The organism is Micromonospora sp. RTBAU3-60 (genome assembly GCF_054963695.1).
This window is the reverse complement of the sequence record NZ_JBUEGB010000012.1, coordinates 183,773-203,651: the sequence shown is the minus strand read 5'-3', so window position 1 is coordinate 203,651 and position 19,879 is coordinate 183,773. Positions and strand designations below refer to the sequence as shown.

Annotated in this window: 22 protein-coding genes; 4 read left to right on the top strand and 18 right to left on the bottom strand. The window is 73.4% G+C overall.

All coding sequences use genetic code 11. The features are described 5' to 3' along the window. Window positions 1-1,055: 1,055 nt before the first annotated feature. The 11 genes from ACY34I_RS15030 to ACY34I_RS14980 all read right to left on the bottom strand — a co-directional run bounded on the left by ACY34I_RS15030 (window position 1,056) and on the right by ACY34I_RS14980 (window position 10,370). Window positions 1,056-2,384 (bottom strand): NAD(P)/FAD-dependent oxidoreductase, encoded by a 1,329-nt coding sequence (locus tag ACY34I_RS15030; protein WP_148798354.1) that lies wholly within the window; start codon window positions 2,382-2,384, stop codon window positions 1,056-1,058. A 102-nt stretch (window positions 2,385-2,486) separates the two neighbouring features. Further along, window positions 2,487-3,059 (bottom strand): hypothetical protein, encoded by a 573-nt coding sequence (locus ACY34I_RS15025; RefSeq protein ID WP_462755642.1) that lies wholly within the window; start codon window positions 3,057-3,059, stop codon window positions 2,487-2,489. After that, window positions 3,056-4,417 carry a DUF58 domain-containing protein gene (locus tag ACY34I_RS15020; protein WP_462755641.1) on the bottom strand — a complete coding sequence of 454 codons (1,362 nt, stop codon included), beginning with the start codon at window positions 4,415-4,417 and terminating at the stop codon, window positions 3,056-3,058. The genes ACY34I_RS15025 and ACY34I_RS15020 overlap by 4 nt, the downstream gene beginning before the upstream one ends. Further along, on the bottom strand, window positions 4,417-5,415 hold the full coding sequence (locus ACY34I_RS15015) for an AAA family ATPase (RefSeq protein WP_148798348.1): 999 nt from the start codon (window positions 5,413-5,415) through the stop codon (window positions 4,417-4,419). The genes ACY34I_RS15020 and ACY34I_RS15015 overlap by 1 nt, the downstream gene beginning before the upstream one ends. Continuing rightward, the gene (locus tag ACY34I_RS15010; RefSeq protein WP_462755640.1) at window positions 5,415-5,996 is read right to left on the bottom strand and encodes a hypothetical protein; all 582 of its coding nucleotides are present in this window, start codon (window positions 5,994-5,996) and stop codon (window positions 5,415-5,417) included. The genes ACY34I_RS15015 and ACY34I_RS15010 overlap by 1 nt, the downstream gene beginning before the upstream one ends. A gap of 111 nt (window positions 5,997-6,107) precedes the next feature. Next, the gene (locus tag ACY34I_RS15005) at window positions 6,108-6,854 is read right to left on the bottom strand and encodes a DUF4129 domain-containing protein (protein WP_462755639.1); all 747 of its coding nucleotides are present in this window, start codon (window positions 6,852-6,854) and stop codon (window positions 6,108-6,110) included. 20 nt (window positions 6,855-6,874) lie between these two features. Further along, window positions 6,875-7,591: a uracil-DNA glycosylase gene (locus ACY34I_RS15000; protein WP_462755654.1), complete on the bottom strand. Its 717-nt coding sequence runs from the start codon at window positions 7,589-7,591 to the stop codon at window positions 6,875-6,877. A 19-nt stretch (window positions 7,592-7,610) separates the two neighbouring features. Then, window positions 7,611-8,297 carry a dienelactone hydrolase family protein gene (locus tag ACY34I_RS14995; protein ID WP_148798342.1) on the bottom strand — a complete coding sequence of 229 codons (687 nt, stop codon included), beginning with the start codon at window positions 8,295-8,297 and terminating at the stop codon, window positions 7,611-7,613. Window positions 8,298-8,409: 112 nt separating this feature from the next. Then, the gene (locus ACY34I_RS14990) at window positions 8,410-8,895 is read right to left on the bottom strand and encodes an LppU/SCO3897 family protein (protein ID WP_462755638.1); all 486 of its coding nucleotides are present in this window, start codon (window positions 8,893-8,895) and stop codon (window positions 8,410-8,412) included. A 141-nt stretch (window positions 8,896-9,036) separates the two neighbouring features. Next, window positions 9,037-10,041, bottom strand: coding sequence for an HAAS signaling domain-containing protein (locus ACY34I_RS14985; RefSeq protein WP_462755637.1), 1,005 nt, complete (start codon window positions 10,039-10,041; stop codon window positions 9,037-9,039). Continuing rightward, on the bottom strand, window positions 10,038-10,370 hold the full coding sequence (locus ACY34I_RS14980; protein ID WP_148798336.1) for a PadR family transcriptional regulator: 333 nt from the start codon (window positions 10,368-10,370) through the stop codon (window positions 10,038-10,040). The genes ACY34I_RS14985 and ACY34I_RS14980 overlap by 4 nt, the downstream gene beginning before the upstream one ends. A 75-nt stretch (window positions 10,371-10,445) precedes the next feature. Between ACY34I_RS14980 and ACY34I_RS14975 the strand changes: the two genes are divergently transcribed. Continuing rightward, window positions 10,446-11,075 carry a LysE family translocator gene (locus ACY34I_RS14975; protein ID WP_462755636.1) on the top strand — a complete coding sequence of 210 codons (630 nt, stop codon included), beginning with the start codon at window positions 10,446-10,448 and terminating at the stop codon, window positions 11,073-11,075. Between the two features lie 336 nt (window positions 11,076-11,411). Next, entirely contained in the window at window positions 11,412-12,116 is a 705-nt protein-coding gene (locus ACY34I_RS14970; protein WP_462755635.1) for a hypothetical protein, read from the top strand. 208 nt (window positions 12,117-12,324) lie between these two features. On the opposite strand, the gene ACY34I_RS14965 is transcribed toward ACY34I_RS14970, so the two are convergent. The 7 genes from ACY34I_RS14965 to eno form a co-directional block, all read right to left on the bottom strand. After that, window positions 12,325-12,528 carry a FitA-like ribbon-helix-helix domain-containing protein gene (locus ACY34I_RS14965; protein WP_462755634.1) on the bottom strand — a complete coding sequence of 68 codons (204 nt, stop codon included), beginning with the start codon at window positions 12,526-12,528 and terminating at the stop codon, window positions 12,325-12,327. 34 nt (window positions 12,529-12,562) lie between these two features. Next, window positions 12,563-13,504, bottom strand: a complete 942-nt coding sequence (locus ACY34I_RS14960; protein WP_462755653.1) for a Ppx/GppA phosphatase family protein — start codon at window positions 13,502-13,504, stop codon at window positions 12,563-12,565. A 17-nt stretch (window positions 13,505-13,521) separates the two neighbouring features. Next, window positions 13,522-14,805 (bottom strand): hypothetical protein, encoded by a 1,284-nt coding sequence (locus tag ACY34I_RS14955; protein ID WP_462755633.1) that lies wholly within the window; start codon window positions 14,803-14,805, stop codon window positions 13,522-13,524. Window positions 14,806-14,838: 33 nt separating this feature from the next. After that, window positions 14,839-15,351: an amino-acid N-acetyltransferase gene (locus ACY34I_RS14950; protein ID WP_462755632.1), complete on the bottom strand. Its 513-nt coding sequence runs from the start codon at window positions 15,349-15,351 to the stop codon at window positions 14,839-14,841. Window position 15,352: 1 nt separating this feature from the next. Next, the gene (locus ACY34I_RS14945) at window positions 15,353-15,910 is read right to left on the bottom strand and encodes a DUF501 domain-containing protein (RefSeq protein WP_148798324.1); all 558 of its coding nucleotides are present in this window, start codon (window positions 15,908-15,910) and stop codon (window positions 15,353-15,355) included. Between the two features lie 88 nt (window positions 15,911-15,998). Then, window positions 15,999-16,634, bottom strand: coding sequence for an FtsB family cell division protein (locus ACY34I_RS14940; protein ID WP_462755631.1), 636 nt, complete (start codon window positions 16,632-16,634; stop codon window positions 15,999-16,001). Between the two features lie 29 nt (window positions 16,635-16,663). Continuing rightward, complete coding sequence (gene eno, locus ACY34I_RS14935; protein WP_462755630.1) at window positions 16,664-17,947, bottom strand: phosphopyruvate hydratase; 1,284 nt, start codon at window positions 17,945-17,947, stop codon at window positions 16,664-16,666. Window positions 17,948-18,179: 232 nt separating this feature from the next. On the opposite strand from eno, the gene ACY34I_RS14930 reads away from it, so the two are divergent. Continuing rightward, window positions 18,180-18,875 carry a hypothetical protein gene (locus tag ACY34I_RS14930; protein WP_462755629.1) on the top strand — a complete coding sequence of 232 codons (696 nt, stop codon included), beginning with the start codon at window positions 18,180-18,182 and terminating at the stop codon, window positions 18,873-18,875. Beyond that, on the top strand, window positions 18,872-19,816 hold the full coding sequence (locus ACY34I_RS14925; protein WP_462755628.1) for an NAD(+) diphosphatase: 945 nt from the start codon (window positions 18,872-18,874) through the stop codon (window positions 19,814-19,816). The genes ACY34I_RS14930 and ACY34I_RS14925 overlap by 4 nt, the downstream gene beginning before the upstream one ends. Window positions 19,817-19,879: the final 63 nt, after the last annotated feature.

Genomic DNA, 19,879 nt, shown 5'->3' with positions numbered 1-19,879 from the left:
AGTTCATCACCAAAGCTCCATTCGGGGGTCGGCGCACCCACAACCCATGGGGGTGGGCAGGGCACGCAAGCACCGTCAGGCGCTCAAACAAGGGGGAAAGTCTTCAAACCAGCAGCTCGCGGGGCGACGGGGGTCGCCTCTTCGCGGCGCCGGGACCATATCCAACGACCGACGGCCCCACATCATTCCGGGCCCGGCCACCCAGCGGGCGCCTCGATCGCGTGGTTCATGTGCAACGACCGGCGGCCCACCATCATTCCGGGCCTGCCACCCCTTGCGGGGGCTCGGTCGGGCGGTTCATGTGTAACGACCGGCGGCCCGCCATCATTCCGGAACCGCGCCGGCGCCCCAGATCTCCGTGGGGCCGACCCCGGCAGCCCCGGCTCCAAGGGGCCTTCCTCGGCCGTGCACCCGCGTTCAACGACCCCCGGCCGCCCACCATTCCGGCCCCAGGATGCCGCCGGCCACTCGCAAACCGGACATCATCCGCCAGAACACTCCGACAGGCGACCACGAACCTCCGCTGATCCACACCAGGTCGCGTAAACGGCGGTATCCGACAGCCGCCGATAGCGCCACATCCCGTATATGGAGTCGATCAAGGACCGGCGGCACCGGCCCGGGCTGCGTCGGGCCGGCCACCGGACCGGTCGACGCCCCGGCCAGAGCCGCCTAGCCGGCACGCAAAGGGCAAAACTTCACGGCCTCGGTGGGCGTCTGCGCGGAGCGCGGTGGCCGTCTGCTCGGAGCGCACCGTGGGGAAGGTGTGGTTTCCCGCGGCCCGAGGGTCCCTTCCGTGGGGTCAGGTTCGGCACCCCCGTACACGATGGGCGAACCACGCGGCCCCGGACATCCGGGCGGTGAATGCCCGCGACGGGGATGTGGCCCGCCGTGACCGACGGAGGGATCAAGCCTGACCGCCCGGAGCCGGGCACGGCGGGCCACATCCCACACCGCGCCACAGACGGACGTCGAAGGTGCAGCGAGAGGCCGGCAACCAGGTACGGCAAAGGGGCCCCCTCCCGTCCCCGGGAAGGGCCCCTTTGCTACGAAACTCAGCTGCGCGCGCCCAGCGGCGCCGACGCCTCGGCGAACTCCTCGCGCGGGTCGTGCAGCTGGCCCAGCGCGACCACCTCACGCTTGAGGAAGAACGCCAGCGTCCAGTCGACCACGACCCGGACCTTGCGGTTGAACGACGGGATCCGCGACATGTGGTACGTGCGGTGCATGAACCAGGCCGGCCAGCCGGTCATCTTCACGCCGTAGACCTGGGCCACGCCCTTGTGCAGGCCGAGGCTGGCCACGCTGCCAGCGTGCTTGTGCTTGTAGTTGACCGGCTCGCGGCCCCGGATCACGTTCGCGATGTTGTCGGCCATCCTGGCGGCCTGCCGGACCGCGTGCTGGGCGCTGGGCGAGCAGAAGTTGCCCGGCTCCTTGGTCAGGTCCGGTACGGCGGCGCAGTCACCCGCGCTCCACGCGCCCTCGACCACCCGGTCGCCGTCCACGATCTGCAGGGTGGGCACGCAGGTGACCCGGCGGCGCTCGTCGCGCGGGAAGTTGGTGGCGTCCAGCATCGGCGACGGCTTCACGCCGGCCGTCCAGACGATCGTGTCGGCGGGGAAGCTGTCGCCGTCGGAGAGCTTGACCACCCCGTCGACGCAGGATTCGAGCCGGGTGTCCAGGCGGATGTCCATGTTCCGCTTCAGCAGCTGCTGCACCGTGTAGGCGCCCATGTCCCGGTCGACCTCCGGCAGCACCCGCTGGGTGGCCTCGACCAGGACCCAGCGCATGTCCTCCGGCTTCAGCTCCGGGTAGTAGCGCAGCGCGTCCCGGGCCATGTCCTCCATCTCGGCCAGCGCCTCGATGCCGGCGTAGCCGCCGCCGACGAAGACGAAGGTGAGCGCGCGCCGGCGGACCTCCGGGTCGGTCGTGACGGCCGCCACGTCGAGCCGGTCCAGCACGTGGTTGCGCAGGAAGACGGCCTCACCGATGGTCTTGAACCCGATGCCGTGCTCGTGCAGCCCGGGGATCGGCAGGGTGCGGGAGACCGAGCCGGGGGCGACCACCACGTGGTCGTACTGGATCTCCCGGGTCGGGCCGCTGATCGGCTGCACGATCGCCGTCTTCCGGTCGTGGTCGATCCGGGTGACCGCACCCGCCACCACCGTGCACCGCCGCAACTCCCGCCGCAGCGGCACCACCGCGTGCCGGGGCGAGATGTTGCCCGCCGAGGCCTCCGGGAGGAACGGCTGGTAGGTCATGTGCGGCTGCGGGTCGACGACGATGACCTCGGCCTCACGGGAGCTCAGCTTCTTGGACAGGCGCAGAGCGGCGTACAGGCCCACGTGCCCGGCACCCACGACAAGGATCCGCTTCGGGTTCACGTCATCTATCTTTCCCCCGGCGGCTTGACTAATCCCGGTCGAGACCCCCCGTTGTGACGGAGCACAACCCCTGTGACCTGCACAACGTCCCGCGACGTCCCGTTATTTGCGACGCAGGAGAAAGCTGAGCAGCGCGGCGAGACCCACCGCCACGAGCAGCCCGGCCACGGTGGCCGCCTGGAAACCACGGTCCCCACCGAGCCCACCGAGCCAGGCCAGCACGATGCCGAGCACCGCGCTCGCCAGCACCACCCCGCCGGCCCGGGCCAGCCACCGCAGCACCAGATCCGGGTCGACCAGCGCGTCGGGCGGCAGCAGCGCGGCCAGCGCGCAGAGTGTGTGCGCCAGGTAGAGCAGGGCCGCCACGGCGAGCAGCCGCCACAGCGCCAGCGGTCGCCCGTACCCGAGGGTGGCGAGCAGCCAGCCACCGACCGTGACCAGCGCCGCGAAGGTCGGCCAGATCCGGCGCGGCCCGACCGCCGGCAGCACCGCCACCACCGTGAGGGCCAGCACCGACCGTGGGGTGAAGGCCTGCACCGGGTACGCGACCAGGAAGCCGACCAGCACGCTGAGGAAGACACCGGCGCGGACCAGCAGCGGCGTGAGGCTGATCCGGCGGACCGCGTACCGAAGGGCGCGGACCCGCTCGTTCAGTCCTTCCACGAGCTCGGTCATCGCACTCCCACCCGCGGGGCGGTGGCCAGGCGGGCCACGTCGCGCAGCACCTGGTCGAGGCTGCCGGCGCCGGCCCAGCGGACCACCGGCACGCCGTGCTCGCGGAGCTGACCGATCATCGTGTCCCGGTCCAGCCGCCACAGCCGGTACGCGACCTCGGCCCAGCCGCGGTCCTTCGGCGCCGGCAGGTCGGCCGGCAGGGTGTCCACCGCGACCACGAACCGCCCGCCCCGGGCCATCCGGGCCAACATCTGGGCCGAGCGCTCGTCCAGCAGCGGGGTGAGCACCACCACCAGCGCGTCCGAGGAGAGCAGCTGCGGGCCGAAGACCTGGTCGTACGGCTCGTGCGGGGAGGACTCGGCCCGCACGTCGAGCAGCCATTCCAGCACGGTCAGGTACTGCCGACGGCCGGTGGCCGGGCGGAGTCGACGGGCGGCCGGGCCGTACTCCAGCAGCGCCACCCGGTCGCCCCGGTGCAGGTAGTGCTCGGCGATCGCGGCGGCGGCCCGGACCGTGGTGTCCAGCACGGACGCCGGGCCACCTACGCCGCCGGACCGGCCCGCCTCGGCGAGCACGTCGAGCAGCACCACCACCTCGGCGTCCCGGTCGGACAGGGTGGCCGCCACGTGCAGTTGGCGGGCCCGCAGCGACACCCGCCAGTCGATCCGGCGCAGCCGGTCCCCGGGAGCGAAGACCCGCACGCCGGCCAGCTCACCGCCCTCCCCCGGCCGCCGGGAGTGGTGCGCGCCGACCAGCCCAGCGGCCCGGGGCATCGCCTCGACCGCCTCGAACGGCTCGGTCCTCGGGTAGACCCGCGTCCGCACCGGATCGGTGATGACCGCTCGCGAGACCAGCAGCCCGTCGGCGATGGCGACCCGCACCCCGGCCGGACCGATCGGGTGCCACCCCCAGCGCAGCGCCGTCCCGGTCAGCGCCAGGTCGACCGCGGTGCCGCGAGGCACCGAGGTGACGAACGGCCGGTCGGCACCGCCGGAGCGGCTCACGTCCACCCCGGAGCCGCCGAAATCGACCCGCTCGACCCGCAGCCAGTGGGACATCCGGGTACGGACCACCGCCATGTCGTACGAGACGGTGTCCGAGTTGGCGACGGCGACCGTGGCGGCCATCGGGGAACCCTCGACCAGGTGCGCGTCCCCGGCGTCGATCTCCAGCTCGGGCAGCGTGCCGGGCCGGCGGCGCAGCCCGTACGCGGTGCCCAGGGCGAACGGCGTGGCCAGCACGACCAGGTCGATCCGGCCGAGCAGCACGGCGGCGACGAGCAGCAGCCCGGTGAGCAGCACGGCCCGGCCGAGCGCCCAGGTGGGCGCCCAGCTCGCCGGCTCCTGGCGGTCGGCCATCAGCGCCCGGCGGCGTAGCTGGGCAGCGCGCCGCTGGCCGGGGCGGGCGTGGACTCCAGCACCTCACCGACCACGAAGGACGGGTCGACCCGGCGCAGCCACATCTCCGGGCGCAGGGTGATCCGGTGGGCCAGCGCGGGCACCGCCACCGCCTTGACGTCCTCCGGCACCACGTAGTCGCGGTTGGCGAGCACGGCCCGGACCCGGGACAGCAGCAGCAGCGCCAGCGAGCCGCGCGGCGAGGCGCCGACCAGCGCCGACGGATGCTCCCGGGTGGCCGCGGTCAGCGCCACGATGTAGCGGCCGACGGAGTCCTCGACCACCACGTCCTCCAGCGCCGCCTGCATGGCAAGCAGCGTGCCGGCGTCCACCACCGGCTTGATCTCGGCCTCCTCGCGGCGGCGGGCGATCCGCCGGCGCAGCACGTCCCACTCCTCCTCGTGGTCGGGGTAGCCGAACGACACCCGGAGCAGGAACCGGTCGAGCTGCGCCTCGGGCAGCGGGTACGTCCCCTCGTACTCGATCGGGTTGGCGGTGGCGAGCACGTGGAACGGCTCGTCCAGCCGGTAGGTGACGCCCTCGACGGAGACCTGTTTCTCCTGCATCGCCTCCAGCAGCGCCGACTGGGTCTTCGGCGGGGTCCGGTTGATCTCGTCGGCGAGGAGCAGGTTGGTGAAGACCGGTCCGGCCCGGAACGAGAAGTCGCCGCTGCGCTGGTCGTAGAGGAAGGAGCCGGTGACGTCGGCGGGCAGCAGGTCGGGGGTGAACTGGAGGCGGCGGAAATCCAGCCCGAGGGCCTGCGCGAACGAGCGCGCGGTCAGCGTCTTGCCCAGGCCGGGCAGGTCCTCCAGCAGCACGTGGCCGCCGGCCAGGATGCCGGCGAGGACCAGCTCCAGCGCCTCCCGCTTGCCGACCACGACCGTGCCGACCGCGTCCAGCACCTCCTGGGCCAGCCGGCCCACCTCGGCGGGGGGCATCCCCCGCGCCACGTCGTTCATCAGAGCTTCTCCAGTTCGGCGACGATCGCCGCGAGGTCGCGCGGCGACGGGGGACGGCGGGAGGGCGTAGCGAGGAAGGTCCACAGCGGCTCGCCCAGCAGGCTGCGGGCCCGGGCCGGGTCGGACTCGCGGGTGACGCCGTGCTTCTGGCGCAGCCGCTCGTCGGCGAGCTCGCCGAGCCGGGGAAGGATCCGCTCGGTGAACCGCTCCCGGTTGCCGCCGCTCCAGTCCAGCGGGCGTTCCCAGCCGTTGATGGCGGCGCGCAGCGCGTCCCGGGCGCCCCAGTTCCAGGTGCCCGGCTCCTCGCCGGCCGGGGCCCGGCCACCGGCCCGGGGCGGCGGCGGGGGTGACAGCGCGGTGGTGACCCGGCGCACCGCGAGCACCGCGAGCACCCCCGCCACGATGATCCAGAGCGACACCTGGAGGCCGACCGCGCGCAGGCCGACCACGATCACCACCACGATCGCCGCGGTGACCGCGAGGATCCGCAGCGCCGCGCGCAGCCACCCGCCACGCGCGTCCCGCGCCTCCCCGGCCGGCTCCTCGTCGAACGACAGCAGGTCATCGATACTCGTGCTCATGCGGCCACCCTGAGCCGGCCGATTCGCTCACTCATACCGCCGCCTCCCTCCGGCCGGCGACGTCATGAGGCACCACCACCCTGAGCTGACCGATTCGCTCGCTTCGCTCACTCATACCGCCGCCTCCCCGGGACCGGCGGCGGCCACGGTGGTCAGTTCGCCGCGCAGCCGGCGCAGCGCGGCTCGGGCCTGGTCGCGCATCTGCTCGTCGACCGTGTGGGTGGCGTACCGGGCCTCCCGGTAGACGTGCGCGAAGCCGTCCAGAACCCCGACGCTGGCGATCGCCGGGACGCCGGCCGCCGGGTCACCGCGCAGCAGCCGGGTGACCAGGTCGGTGGGGGTGTCCCCGACCAGCCGGGGCACCCCGGCCTCCTCGGCGGCCTCCTCCAGCCGGACCCAGCAGGCGATCACCGCCGTCCGCGGATCGGTGGACCGGTCGTCCAGCTCCACCAGGCCGGCGTCCAGGGCGGCCACCACCTCCCGGGCGGTGCCGTCGGCGGTACGCCGGACCCGTTGCGTCGGGACGGCCCGGGTGGTCCGCCGCAGCGCCCCGCCGACCAGCGTCCACACGACGTACCCGGCGACCACCAGCGCGGCCGTACCGAGCACGACGAGGAAGGCGGTGATGATCCACTGAGGAATCTCGACAGAGTTGGCCTGGCCCGCGTCCCGGGGCTCGACCGGAATCGAGGGCGCGGGCTCGGCGGTGGGATAGTCCGGCACGTAGGGGATGTTGTCCGCGGCGGGCGGGATCCGGCTGGCGCCGATCGCGGAGTGCCCGGCGGCGAGCGCGGCGACGGCGAGCAGCAGGGTCACCGCGACGACCGGCCACCACCTGCGCAGCACGCCGAGGTCCATCCCACCGCCCTACGCAATCCTCAGTCGTCCACCCCGGCCAACCGCTTCGCCCGGGCGAACACGTCGTCCAACATCGCTGGTGTCAGCCGCCCGGTGAAGGTGTTCTGCTGGCTGACGTGGTAGCAGCCGAGCAGCGCCGGTACGGACCTGCCGGACCAGTGTGCCCCATGACCGAAGGCTGGGCGCGGAGTGGGCGGGCGCTGTCCGTACACGTCGCGCAGGACCGGCCACCACGCGGCCCAGGCGAACGCGCCCAGCGCGACCACGACGCGCAGCGTGGGCCGGATCAGCGCGACCTCCCGGTGCAGCCAGGGCGCGCAGGTGTCGCGTTCGGTCGGGGTGGGCTTGTTGTCCGGCGGCGCGCAGCGGACCGCGGCGAAGATGCGGGTGTCGCGCAGGGCCAGGCCGTCGTCGACGGCGACGCTGGTCGGCTGGTTGGCCAGCCCGGCGCGGTACAGCGCGGCGAACAGCACGTCACCGGAGCGGTCGCCGGTGAAGATCCGGCCGGTGCGGTTGCCGCCGTGTGCGGCCGGCGCCAGGCCGAGGATGCCGATCCGCGCGTCGGGCGCGCCGAAGCCGGGCACCGGGCGGCCCCAGTATTCCTGGTCGCGGAAGGCGGCCCGCTTCGTCCGGGCGACCTCCTCCCGCCAGGCGACCAGCCGGGGACAGGCGAAACAGTTGCTGATCTCGGCGTCGAGGTTGGCCAGATCGGTCGCCCGCGCGGCGCGGGCGACCACCTCGGCGGGGGTACGCGGCTCAGCCAAGCCTGGCCCGGAAGAGTTCGAGGGTACGGGCCCAGGCGGTGGCGGCGGCGCGCTGGTCGAAGTGCTCCGGCCGGTCCTCGTTGAAGAACGCGTGCGAGGTGCCCGGGTAGTCGTAGGTCTGGCAGTCGCCACCGGCGGCCTCGACGGCCCGGCGTACGCTCTGCACCCCGTCCGCGGCCGAGGTGCCGTCCGCCTCCGAGCAGTGGATGAGCGCGGCCTTGCCCGCGTAGTCGGCCCAGTCGGTGCCCATGCCCTCCCAGGGCAGGCGGGGGTAGAAGCCGGCGGTGGCGACGATCCGCTCGGAGAACGTGCCCGACCAGAGGGCCAGGCTCGCCCCGGCGCAGAACCCGGCGCAGCCGATCCGGCCGGCGACCTCGGGGCGGCCGGAGAGGTATTCGGCGGCAGCCGCGATGTCACTGGCCGCCTCGTCCATCTGCGTGCTGTTCAGCATCTGCCGGGGCTCACTCGGCTTGCTGGCCGGGCCGCCGTGGCGGAAGTCCGGCGCGAGGGCGACGAAGCCGGCCTCGGCGAAGCGGTCCACCACCGCCCGGACGTGGGGCACCAGACCCCACCAGTCCTGGATGACGATGACCGCCGGGCTGGCCGCACCGCCGGAGGGTATCGCGAGATACCCCTCGCTCGTCCCCCCGTTGCCGGTGAAGCTCACCATCTCGCCCATTGGCTCGTCCTCCTAGCGGTCAGTCATCGTTGGCTGGTCGCCCAGTGGGTGTTACGTGCGGGTAGCGTGCCACGCCCTCGGCGGCCCGGGGAAGACGCGGGCAGAGTGGCCTTCACCTCCCGTTCGCCCTGTGGACGAGACAGAGCAGGTAGCCGTCGCCGTCGTCGCCGACACGGTATAGGACGTACCCGTCGTCGCCCGGCCGGAAGTACGGCTCGCAGCCGGCCGCCGAGCGGCCCCGTGCCGCCGCCGGGTCCTGCACCCGGCCGGTCACCGCGTACGCCGCGGCGGGCGAGTCGCAGCGGACCACCCGCGCGTCGTCGGCCGCCTTCGCCTCGACACCGGCGACGGTGGGCAACTCGGCCACGCAGTCACCGATCCTCGCCTCGGCGGTGCCGTCCTCGCCGCCGAGGACGTCGCGCAGGTCGCCACCCGGACCCACCTTGATCAGCAGGCCGACCAGCAGGGCGGTGGCGACGCCCAGCAGCAGCACGACCACGCCCAGCACGGCACCGAGGCGGGACGGTGCGGCGACAGGTCCCGGCGGCGTCCCGTCGGTGGCCGGCCGGGCGGAGGAGGGGGTGGCCTGCTCTGACACGGGCGTCCTTTCGCGGGAGTCGACGAGCATGCGACACCGTAGCGATCGGGACCGTACCCCGTCGCCCCTCCCCGGCCAATCGGTCCATCATGGACACGACACGGGGCGCCCGTCGGTCGACGGACGCCCCGTGGCGAGGGATCAGCGGGTCGGGGTCGGCCCCGGGTCGGTCGGTTCCGGCGCGCCGGGCGGCGAACTCGCGGTCGGCGTGACCGTCGGCTCCGTGGACGGCGTGGGGCTCGCGCTCGGCGCGGGCGACGCCGGGGCCGCGGTCGGCTGCGGCGGCACCGGGGTCGGGGCGGACGGCCGGGGCGCGAAGGGGGCCCGGTCCGGGCAGTACGGGTAGACGTTGCGCGGCGGGTACTGGCTGCTGTCGGCGCAGGTGGGGTAGCCGAGCCGGATCGGCACGCCGTTCTGGTCGAAGAGCCGGGCGTTGCGCACCAGGCGCCCCTCCTCGTCGTAGACGAAGACGTCCTCGATCGAGTCGTACGGGTTGCCGACCGAGACCCCCTGGTAGGGGGCGAACTCGTCCGAGCTGGCGTGCTGGTCGACGTTGACCAGCGCGGCGAGGGCGAAGAGCAGCAGGGCGGCCGTGCCGAGGCGCAGCACCCGCCGCGGCCAGCCCCGGAGGTCGACGGAGTGGCGGCCCAGCCAGACCGAGGCGAGGACCGTGCCGGCGAGCAGGAACAGGCCGGCCAGCACGCTGCCGCTGAGCCGGGGCAGCAGCCCGGACGGCTCGCCGAGGGCGGCGGAGACCAGCAGCGCGGCCAGCCAGCCGCGGACCAGCCACCACGCCGGGCGCAGCGGCCGGAGGAACGCGCTCGCCGTGGCGTACCCGAGGAGCGGGCCCAGCCGGGTGTCGAGGCCGCGCAGCGCGGCGGCGATCCGGGCGCGGGTGGCGGCGAATCGGCGGTCCGGGGAAGGCTGCCCGCCCCCGTCGGCGCCGGCGGCGGTCCGCAGCTCGGCCGCGTACGCCTCCGGCGCGCCGAGCCGGTCGATCAGCGTGCCGTCGGTCTCCGCGGCGACCTCGGTGAGGTGTTCCGGCAGATCTTCGGTCAACTCGTCGCGGACGGCGGGCGGCAGGTCGGCCAGGGCGGCCCGCACCCGGTCGACGTAGTCCGCGATCTCCTGCCCAGTGACGGTCATGCCGCCATCCCCCGATCGTCGAGCAGTGCGTCCATGGTGGTGGCGAAGGAGCGCCAGGTCTTGCCGGAGCGGACGAGCTGGTCCCGACCGGCGGCGTTGAGGGCGTAGTACTTGCGGTGCGGGCCGGACTCGCTCGGCACCACGTACGCGGTCAGCAGGCCGGCGGCGAAGAGCCGGCGCAGGGTGCCGTAGACGGAGGCGTCGCCGACCTCCTCCAGGCCGGCCTCGCGCAGCCGGCGGAGGATGTCGTAACCGTAACCGTCCTCGTCCTTGAGCACGGCGAGAACGGCCAGGTCGAGCACGCCCTTGAGGAGCTGCGTCGTATCCACGCATTGCACGGTACTGTGGATTGCACAGTACCGTCAAGAAAACAGTAGTTCTCCGCCGTGTCATAGGTTGGAGCCATGTCGTGGAGCAGCTACGCCTCGTTCCTGGTCTTCGCCACGGTGCTGATCCTCATCCCGGGGCCGGACTTCGCCGTGGTCACCCGCAACACCCTGGCCGCCGGCCGCCAGCGCGGCAGGTGGAGCGCGCTCGGCGTGACCGCCTCGAACGCGGTACAGGGGGTGACCGCCGCCGCCGGCCTCGGCGCGCTCATCGTGCGCTCGCAGCCGCTGTTCGAGACGATCCGCTGGGCCGGGGTGGCGTACCTGGCGTACCTGGGATTGCAGGCGTGCCGCTCGGCCTGGCGCGGCGACTACGCACCGCTGGCCGGCGACGCCGTCACCGCACCCGGCCAGGCGCTCACCGGCTTCCGGCAGGGCTTCCTGTCCAACATCACCAACCCCAAGGTGCTGGCCTTCTACCTGGCCGTGCTGCCGCAGTTCGTCGGCGGCTCGGCATCCCTGGGCGCGCTGCTCGCCTTCGCGCTCAGCCACGCGGTGCTCAGCCTGGCGTACCTGCTGGTGCTGGTCGCGGCGCTGAACCGGGCCCGCGAGCTGCTGTCCCGGCGACGGGTACGCCGCTGGTTGGACGGGCTGACCGGGGTGGCCCTGCTCGGCTTCGGCACCCGCCTCGCCCTCGCCCTCGCCTGAGGATCCTCGGTCACCTCACCGTCCGCGACCCGCAGCATTTCCTGGAGTACGCCCACCAGCGCGCGAGCCTGCGCCAGGCCGATCGGCCACCACTCGACCTCCTCGCCGATGGAGAGTTCCAGCGCCACGCCGTCAGCGGCGGCTGCCGTCGAAGTCGTCGGAGCGGATGTTCGGCTTGATGCGCTTGACGATCATCAGCTGAGGCATGCCGTGTGAATTACTCAGGGAATCCGCAACGTGACCGCACGCCTGCCAACCCGGATCCCTTTCTGTGCTGGCACTTAAGTTTGGCTTACGTGCGGGCTGATTCACGAGGAAGATCGATAGCTTGCCCCGATGCGACACATCGGAACCGTGATCGCCGCAGCCATCGTCGGTCCGCTGGCGTGGGTCCTCTTCGCCCTTGGCCAGGACCGGTCGGCGCAGGCGTTCGCAGATGCACAGAACGGCGGCGCACTGGACAGCGCTGACCTCGTCCGGCCCGCGCTGGTGCTGGCGGCGGCCGGGATCCTGCTCGGGCTCATCGCCACGCTTCGGATCTCCCCGCTGGGCGCGACACTGGCCGGGTTGTTCTACTCGGCCAGTTACCTGGGCCTGCTGGTCAGCCCGACCGCGATGATGAGCCTGCTCGACCACAAGCTGACCTTGGCCGGCCGCGAAGTCGACCTGGCCGTCCCCCTCCGGACCGGGACGGCACTGGTGGTGGGCTCGCTGTTGCTCGTCGCGGTCGTGAGCGTCCGCCGGTGGCAGCGGTGGCCGCAGCCTGCGGCCGACGCTCCCGCAGCGCTGCAACCGGACGAGATCATCTCGTCCACGACGCAACAGGACCGCCCCCTGGGTGTGGACGGTCTCGGATTGAGCACGCCGAGCAAGAAGCCCGAGCCGGAGCTGGTTCGGGCCGGCGGTTCGGACGGGGCGGGTCGCTCGGATGACACCAGCTCGGACTGGGCCGGTCGCTCGGACTGGGCCGGTTCGCTGTCGGGCGGTGCCGGGGACAGGCTCGGGCGGTCGTCGGGTTGGCCGCGCCAGACGTCGCGGTGAGCCGTTGACGGCCTCACCCGCGCCGGCCTGCGTCTACGCGATGCGACGGAGCATGGCTGACAGATCCCGGACATGGGACCTGTCAGCCCCTCCGTCCCATCCGTCTTTCTGCGGCAGAATTTGCACGAACCGACTAGACATAGAGCTTGCGGAGTTCGTCACCGTATCGAGGCGATCTCCACGAGGTTGCCGACCTCAAGATATTTGATCACTCCGCCAGCCGCCGAAGCAGTTCAGCGTCCCGCTCGGCAACCTCACGGGCAAGATCCCGCACACCGGCGCGATGACTGCGCGCCGAAACGTACTCCTCGATTGCCACAACAGTGGTCGAGTTCATCGACCGGCGCTCCTGCTCGGCGAGCTGCTTGAGCCGCTCGTGCAGCCCGTCAGGCAGATTGACGATGGTGATCATATGGAAATCGTACGGCCGCGGGCAGGGCAACCACCTACTCTGAGGTCCCCGCGAGGCTCCAGGCGATGCCGTCGAGGATGTCGTGCTCGCTGGCGACGACCGACGGCATCCCGGCGCGCTCCATGATGACCCGGAGCACCAGGGCGCCCGCGCCGATCACGTCGGCGCGGCCGGGGTGCATCACCGGAATCGCCAGCCGCTGCTCGCTGCTCTTCGCCAGCAGGTCGGCGGTCACCTCGGCGACCTGGTCGTACGACACCCGGGCGTGGTGGATGCGCTCCGGGTCGTACTCCTGGAGCCCTTGGGCGATGGCGACCACGGTGGTGACCGACCCGGCGAGCCCGACCAGCGTGGCGGCCTGGCGCCCCGGCACCACCTCCAGGGCGCGGTCCACCGCCACCGCGATGTCGGCCTGCGCGGCGGCGATCTCGTCGAGGCTCGGCGGGTTGCCGTGCAGGTGCCGCTCGGTCATCCGGACGCAGCCGATGTCCATAGACACTGCCGCCGTCACCCCGCCCTCGCGGGTGCCGACCACGAACTCGGTCGAGCCGCCGCCGATGTCGACCACCAGGTACGGCGGCTGGGCGTCAGCGGGCAGCCCGCGCACCGCGCCGGTGAAGGAGAGGCGGGCCTCCTCGTCGCCGGTGACCACCTCGGGCGGCACGCCGAGGGTCTGCTCGACCATCGCCCGGAACTCCGCGGCGTTGCTGGCGTCCCGGGTCGCCGAGGTGGCGCACATCCGGACCCGCTCCGCGCCGAACTTCTCGATCTCGGCGGCGTAGTCGGCGAGCGCCACCCGGGTCCGCTCGATCGCCTCCGGGGCGAGCCGGCCGGTCCGGTCGACGCCCTGACCCAGCCGGACGATCTCCATCCGGCGGCACAGGTCCACCAGCGGCGCCTGTGGGCCGGCCGCCGGGTCGGGCAGGTCGGCGACCAGCAGTCGGATCGAGTTCGTCCCGCAGTCGATGGCAGCCACGCGCGTCGTCACGGCAGTCACCCTACGGCAGCCGGCCGCCCCGCAGCAGGCGCGCCGGGTAGCCGGCGGCGACGGCGCGAGCGCAGCAGGTCAGGCAGCCAGGGCAGCCCGGCGACCAGCGCCAGCAGGGTGAGCAGCGGGAGCCGCCACCACCCGGAGACGGTCACCCGGGGCGGGTCCGGCGTCGGCGAAACCCACGGGCGGGCGGTCTTCGACCAGGCCAGGAAGGCGTCGCCGACCGGCAGCAGGCCCAGGGCGTACCGCTTGGTGTCCGGGGTGTCCACCGGCAGGCCGACCAGCTCGCCGTAGTTGGCCAGCGCACGGGCCAGCGCCGCGTCCCCCTGCACCTGGGCCGCGCCGAGGGTGACCACGGTGGCCGAGAAGCTCACGCCGAGCGGCAGCGGGCCGGAATCCACGTCGGCCGGGCCGTCCGTCCCGCGCGGGTACTCGCGCACGGCCGGGCCGAGCCCCAGCGGCGACACCACGTACAGCTCGCGGAAGCGCAGGTACTGGGCGCGGGCGAAGGCCGGCTCGATCTCGCCGAGGAAGCGGTGGATGACACTCTGCGAGGTCGCCCGGGCCACCTCGGCCGGGGCACCGGTGGCCAGGTCGACCCGGTGCGGCAGCAGCCCGGTCGCGGGATCCAACCGCTGGCGTACGCCGTCCAGCCAGCGCCGTACCGTCGGGTCGAAGCGGGGTGGCAGCAGCGAGTCGTGCAGCCGTAGCGAGGCGACCGCCACGGTCGAGTCCACCGGCCACGCCTGTCCCGGATACGCGGGCAGGTACGGCGAGGCCGAGGCGTCGAACGCGGCGGCGAGGGCGGCCGAGGCGTCGGCGAAGCGGCGGACCTCGGCCGGGTCACGGTGCTGCGGAGCCTGGAGGGTGAGCACCCCGCCGCGCAACCAGTTCGTCCAGCCCTGGTAGAAGACCCCGTACGCCGGGACGAGGTCGGGACTGAACGGTGCCCGGCCGGCCGGCGACTCCAGCCGATCCAGCGCCCAGCGGGCCTCCCGCAGCGCGGTGACCCGTTCCCCCTGCGCCGCGCGCAACCCGGTGTCGACCCGAGCTAGTCCGTAGAGGACGTGGGCGAAGAACCAGCCCTCCGGGAAGAGTGCCTGGGCGTCCTCGCCCGCGCCCTCGTCCAGCGCCTGCCGCAGGAAGGTGAGCTGCCTCGTCACGCCGGGCGCGTCGCCGGTCGGGCCGGACGCGGTGGCCGGTGCGACGAGGCGTACCGCACCGAGCAGGGCGGCGAGGCTGATCAGGGCCGCCGCGACGCGGCCGACCCATCGCATGATCCGCACCGGGACAGGATGCCGGAACCGGTCAAGCGGTCGTCAGAGACGCAGCAGCATGCGGGTGTTGCCGAGGGTGTTCGGCTTGACCCGTTCCAGGTCGAGGAACTCGGCCACGCCCTCGTCGTACGAGCGGAGCAGCTGCTCGTAGACGGGCTGCGGCACCGGCGCACCGTCGATCTCCGTGAAGCCGAACGAGCCGAAGAACCGGGTCTCGAAGGTCAGCACGAAGATCCGGGCCACTCCGACCTCGCGGGCCGCGTCGATCAGCTCGCCGACGATCCGGTGCCCGATCTTGCGGCCCCGGCAGGCCGGGTCGACCGCCACGGTGCGGATCTCGGCCAGGTCCTCCCACATCACGTGCAGGGCGCCGCAGCCGACCACCGTGCCGTCCGGGGTGACCGCCACCCGGAACTCCGGCACGTCCTCGTAGAGGGTGACGGTGGCCTTGCTGAGCAGCCGCCGGTCGTCGGTGTAGGTGTCGACCAGCCGCCGGATGCCGCGTACGTCGGCGGTGCGGGCCCGGCGGACCGTGATCTCGTCGGCGGCGCTCATCTCACTCCGCCGCCGGGACGTCCACGCACGGGCCGGCCGCCCACCACTTCTCCACCAGGGCGAGGGTCTCGTCGCCGAACGGGTTGACTCCAGGCCCGGCGGCGAGCGCGTGCCCGAGGTGGACGTGCAGGCACTTCACCCGTCCGGGCATGCCGCCGGCCGAGATGCCGGCGATCTCCGGCACCTGGCCGATCGCCTCCCGGCGGGCCAGGTAGTCCTCGTGCGCGGCCCGGTAGCGGGCGGCCAGCTCCGGGTCGGCGGCCAGCCGCTCGGCCATCTCCTTCATCAGCCCGGCCGACTCCAGCCGGCTGCACGCGGCCGTCGCCCGCGGACAGGTCAGGTAGAACAGCGTCGGGAAGGGGGTGCCGTCGGCCAGCCGCGGCGTCGTCTCCACCACGTCGGGCAGGCCGCACGGGCAGCGGTGGGCCACCGCCCGGGTGCCGCGGGGCGGGCGTCCGAGCTGCGCGGCCACCGCGGCCAAATCGGCCTCGGTGGCCGGTTGCCGCTCCGGAGGGGGTACGGAATCCGCCGCCGGATCCTGCGGTGGTACGACGCTCACGGTGACGCCTTTCGTTCCCGACTGCGGGGCTCGCAGAACCGGCTCACTCCTCGCGCTCACGGGTGCCTGTCTCCTGCTTGGGTGGTGCCTACTTGTCCGGGCGCTCGGCGTTGGCCGCCTGCACGCTGGACCACAGCGTGTCGTACCAGGGATCCGGCGGCTTCGGCGGCCCCGGCTTCGCGCCCTTGCCGGCGTCCCGGGCGGCCCCCTCGGGATCGGAGAGCACCACCAGCAGGGTCTCCCCCGGCCGCCCCATGAAGAAGCGCTCCCGGGCCTGCGTCTCGATGTACGCCGGGTCCTGCCACTTGGCCGCCTCGGCGGTGAGCTCCTCGATCCGCTTGCGCTGGTCGGCCTGGGACGCCTCCATCCGCTGGATGTCCGCCTGCTGGTCCAGATAGACCCGGACCGGATAGGTGTACGCCAGGGCGAGCGCGATCAGCACCGCGAAGAGCACGGTCGCGCGCCCGGTGAAGCGCCGGGGTTGGGGTGCGGTGAGCCGCTTGACCGTGCCACCGGCGGCGGTACGCCGCGCCGCCGCGGGACGGCTCGTGGAGCGTACGCCGTCGGTGCCGCGGGCACCGGCGGACGAGCGGCCGGCGGCGCGCGGCTCGGCGCGCACCCCGCCCTCGCGGACGGACGGCCGGATCCGGGCACCGCCCGGCCGGCCGGCCTGGCCCGGCCGACGGGCGGGACGCTGACCACCCGGTGTGCGGCGCTGCTGCATCGTCACACCCCTCCCCCGGAGCTCTCCGCTCAGGCCGAACGGTAGCGCGGGAACGCGCCGGCGCCGGCGTACCGCGCCGCGTCGGCCAGCTCCTCCTCGATCCGCAGGAGCTGGTTGTACTTGGCGACCCGGTCGGACCGGGCCGGGGCGCCGGTCTTGATCTGGCCGCAGCCGGTGGCGACCGCCAGGTCGGCGATGGTGGTGTCCTCGGTCTCGCCGGAGCGGTGGCTCATCATGCAGGTGAAGCCGGCCCGGTGGGCCAGGTCGACCGCGTCCAGGGTCTCGGTGAGCGAGCCGATCTGGTTGACCTTCACCAGCACCGCGTTGGCGGCCTTCTCGGTGATGCCCCGGGCGATGCGCTGCGGGTTGGTGACGAAGAGGTCGTCACCGACGATCTGGATGCGCTCGCCGAGCGCCGCGGTCAGCGTGGCCCAGCCGCTCCAGTCGTCCTCCGACAGCGGGTCCTCGATGGACACGATCGGGTAGTCGCCGACGAGCTTGGTGTAGTAGTTGCTCATCTCCTCGGCGGACTTGGTGGCGCCCTCGAAGGTGTAGGTGCCGTTCTCGAAGAACTCGGTGGCGGCAACGTCGAGGGCGAAGACGATGTCGGTGCCCAGCCGGTAGCCGGCCTTCTCCACCGCCTCGGCGATCAGGTCCAGCGCGGCGGCGTTGGTCGGCAGGTTCGGGGCGAAGCCGCCCTCGTCGCCGAGGCCGGTCGACAGGTCCTTCTTCTTCAGCACCGACTTCAGCGCGTGGTAGACCTCGGCACCGGAGCGCAGCGCGTCCCGGAAGGTGGGCGCGCCGATCGGCGCGATCATGAACTCCTGGATGTCGACGTTGGAGTCGGCGTGCGCGCCACCGTTGAGGATGTTCATCATCGGCACCGGCAGCAGGTGTGCGTTCGGGCCGCCCAGGTAGCGGAAGAGGCTCAGCTCGGCGCTGCCCGCGGCGGCCTTCGCGACGGCCAGGGAGACGCCGAGGATCGCGTTGGCGCCCAGCTCGGCCTTGTTGTCGGTGCCGTCGAGGTCGAGCATCTTCTGGTCGATCAGCCGCTGCTCGCTGGCCTCGTACCCGATCAGCTCGTCGACGATCTTGTCCTCGATGTTGGCGACCGCCTTCTCGACACCCTTGCCCTGGTAGCGGTCCTTGTCACCGTCGCGCAGCTCGATCGCCTCGAAGGCGCCGGTGGAGGCGCCGGACGGCACCGCGGCGCGGGCGATCGTGCCGTCGTCGAGCCCGACCTCGACCTCGACCGTCGGGTTGCCCCGCGAGTCCAGGATCTCCCGGGCGACGATTCCCTCGATGGTTGCCACTGAGTCGCTCCTCGTTTGTGTGTTCCGGTCCGGTATGGGCCGCGACGGTGCGGCTGAGGCAGGTGTTGAACGCAGCGTATCGGGCGACGCCGGGACCCACCTCGCGGCCCGGCGCGCCGCGACGCTCGGTGACGACTCGCCCGATGCCGCCACGACGGACATTCCCGAATTCCCGGGCGTCAACCGGCAACGAGTTTGCGAGAGGTTGCCCCGATCGACAAGGCTGTGCGGCATGCCCGCCGCCTCGACGACTCTCCGCGTGCTCGCCGCCTCGGTCATCGCGTCGCTCTCGGTCACCGGCTGTCAGACCCTCGACGACGCCGGGGTCGCGCTCGGGCGGGCCGACCTGGTCAACGACCTCACCGCCCGGATGGACCGGGCACTGGAACAGACCTGGGCGGCCGACTACCAGCTCCCGGGCGGCCGCACCGCCTCGATCGCCCAGACCGTGAAGCCGCTCCGCTCGTCCTACACCTGGCCGGACGGCAAGATCACGGTCACTCAGCAGGCGGTGACCCGCTGCGCGACCACCGGCGGGCGTACCTCCTGCGAGGTGTCGCCGCCCGTGCTGACCGCCGGCAAGCCGTCGGTGATCGTCTACGCCGACGCCCGCCAGCACGGCCTGGTCACCCCGCCGGCGGTGATCCGACTGCTGACCGACGCGGCCCTCGACCAGGCGGCGACCATCGAGCAGACCGACACCACCCTGGCCGGCCGCCACGCCACCTGCGTCGACGTCACCCGCGCCGGTGAGCACTTCACCGCCTGCGTCACCAACGAGGGGGTGCTCGGCAGCTTCACCGGCACCCTCGACGGCAAGCCGGCGGAGATCACGCTGACCCGCTACACCGACGCCGTCGAGGCGGCCAGCTTCGACGTGCCGGCCGGGGCGAGCGTGGTGGACCGCCGCCGCCCCGAGACCTCGTGACCGGGCGGCCCGAGGAAGCCGCTGCCACGCCCGGATCCCCGGCCGGGACCGGCGCGCCGGCCGGGAGCGACGCGCCTGCCGCCGGCGCCCTGACCCGCCGGGCCGGGGCGGGCGGGGGTGGATTCGTCCCGGGCGCCGCCCCGGGCCGACCCCCGGCGTCCGGCGACCTGGCGTTGCCGGTGGCCGGACGGAAGCTGCTGACCGGCCCGGACGGGCACCTCTCCCGGATCGGTGACCTGCCCGCCGGCCTCGGCTGGGTGCCGGTGGGCACGCTGGACGGCGTGCCGGCCTGGGCGGCCGAGGCGGTCGACGCCGAGGCGCTGCCCGGGCGCTGGCGCGGCTGGCGGGGCATCGCCGCCGAGCTGCCGGAACCGCTGGCCGCCCTGGCCGGGCGGGCCCTCGCGGTGGTCACCTGGCGGCGTACGCACCGATGGTGCGGGGCGTGCCGGACGGAACTGGCCGACGTGCCGGGCGAGACCGCCCGCCGCTGCCCCGGCTGCGGCCTGACCGTGTTCGTGCCGCTCTCGGTCGCCGTGCTGGTGGCGATCACCCGGCCCGGCCGGGCCGGCGGCCTTGACGAACTGCTGCTGGTGCGGCACGCGTACGGGCCGACGGAGCTGTGGGCGCTGGTGGCCGGCTTCGTGGAGGCCGGCGAGTCGCTGGAGGCGGCCGCGCACCGGGAGGTCGGCGAGGAGGTCGGGCTGGCCATCGGGCGGCCCGCCTACGTCGACAGCCAGCCCTGGGCCATGTCCGGGCCGGGCACCCTGCTCGCCGGCTTCACCGCCCCGGTGACCGACCCGGCCGCCGAGCCGGTGGTCGACGCCAAGGAGCTCACCGAGGCCCGCTGGTTCCCGGTGGACGCGCTGCCGGCGGAGCTGCCGCCCGCGTACTCCCTCTCGCGCTGGCTGATCGACGCGGTCGCCGCCCGCCCGCGAGGCTGAACCGGACGCGACCGCCCGGTCAGATGGCGGTCGCCGCCCGCCCGCCAGGCTGAACCGGGCGCG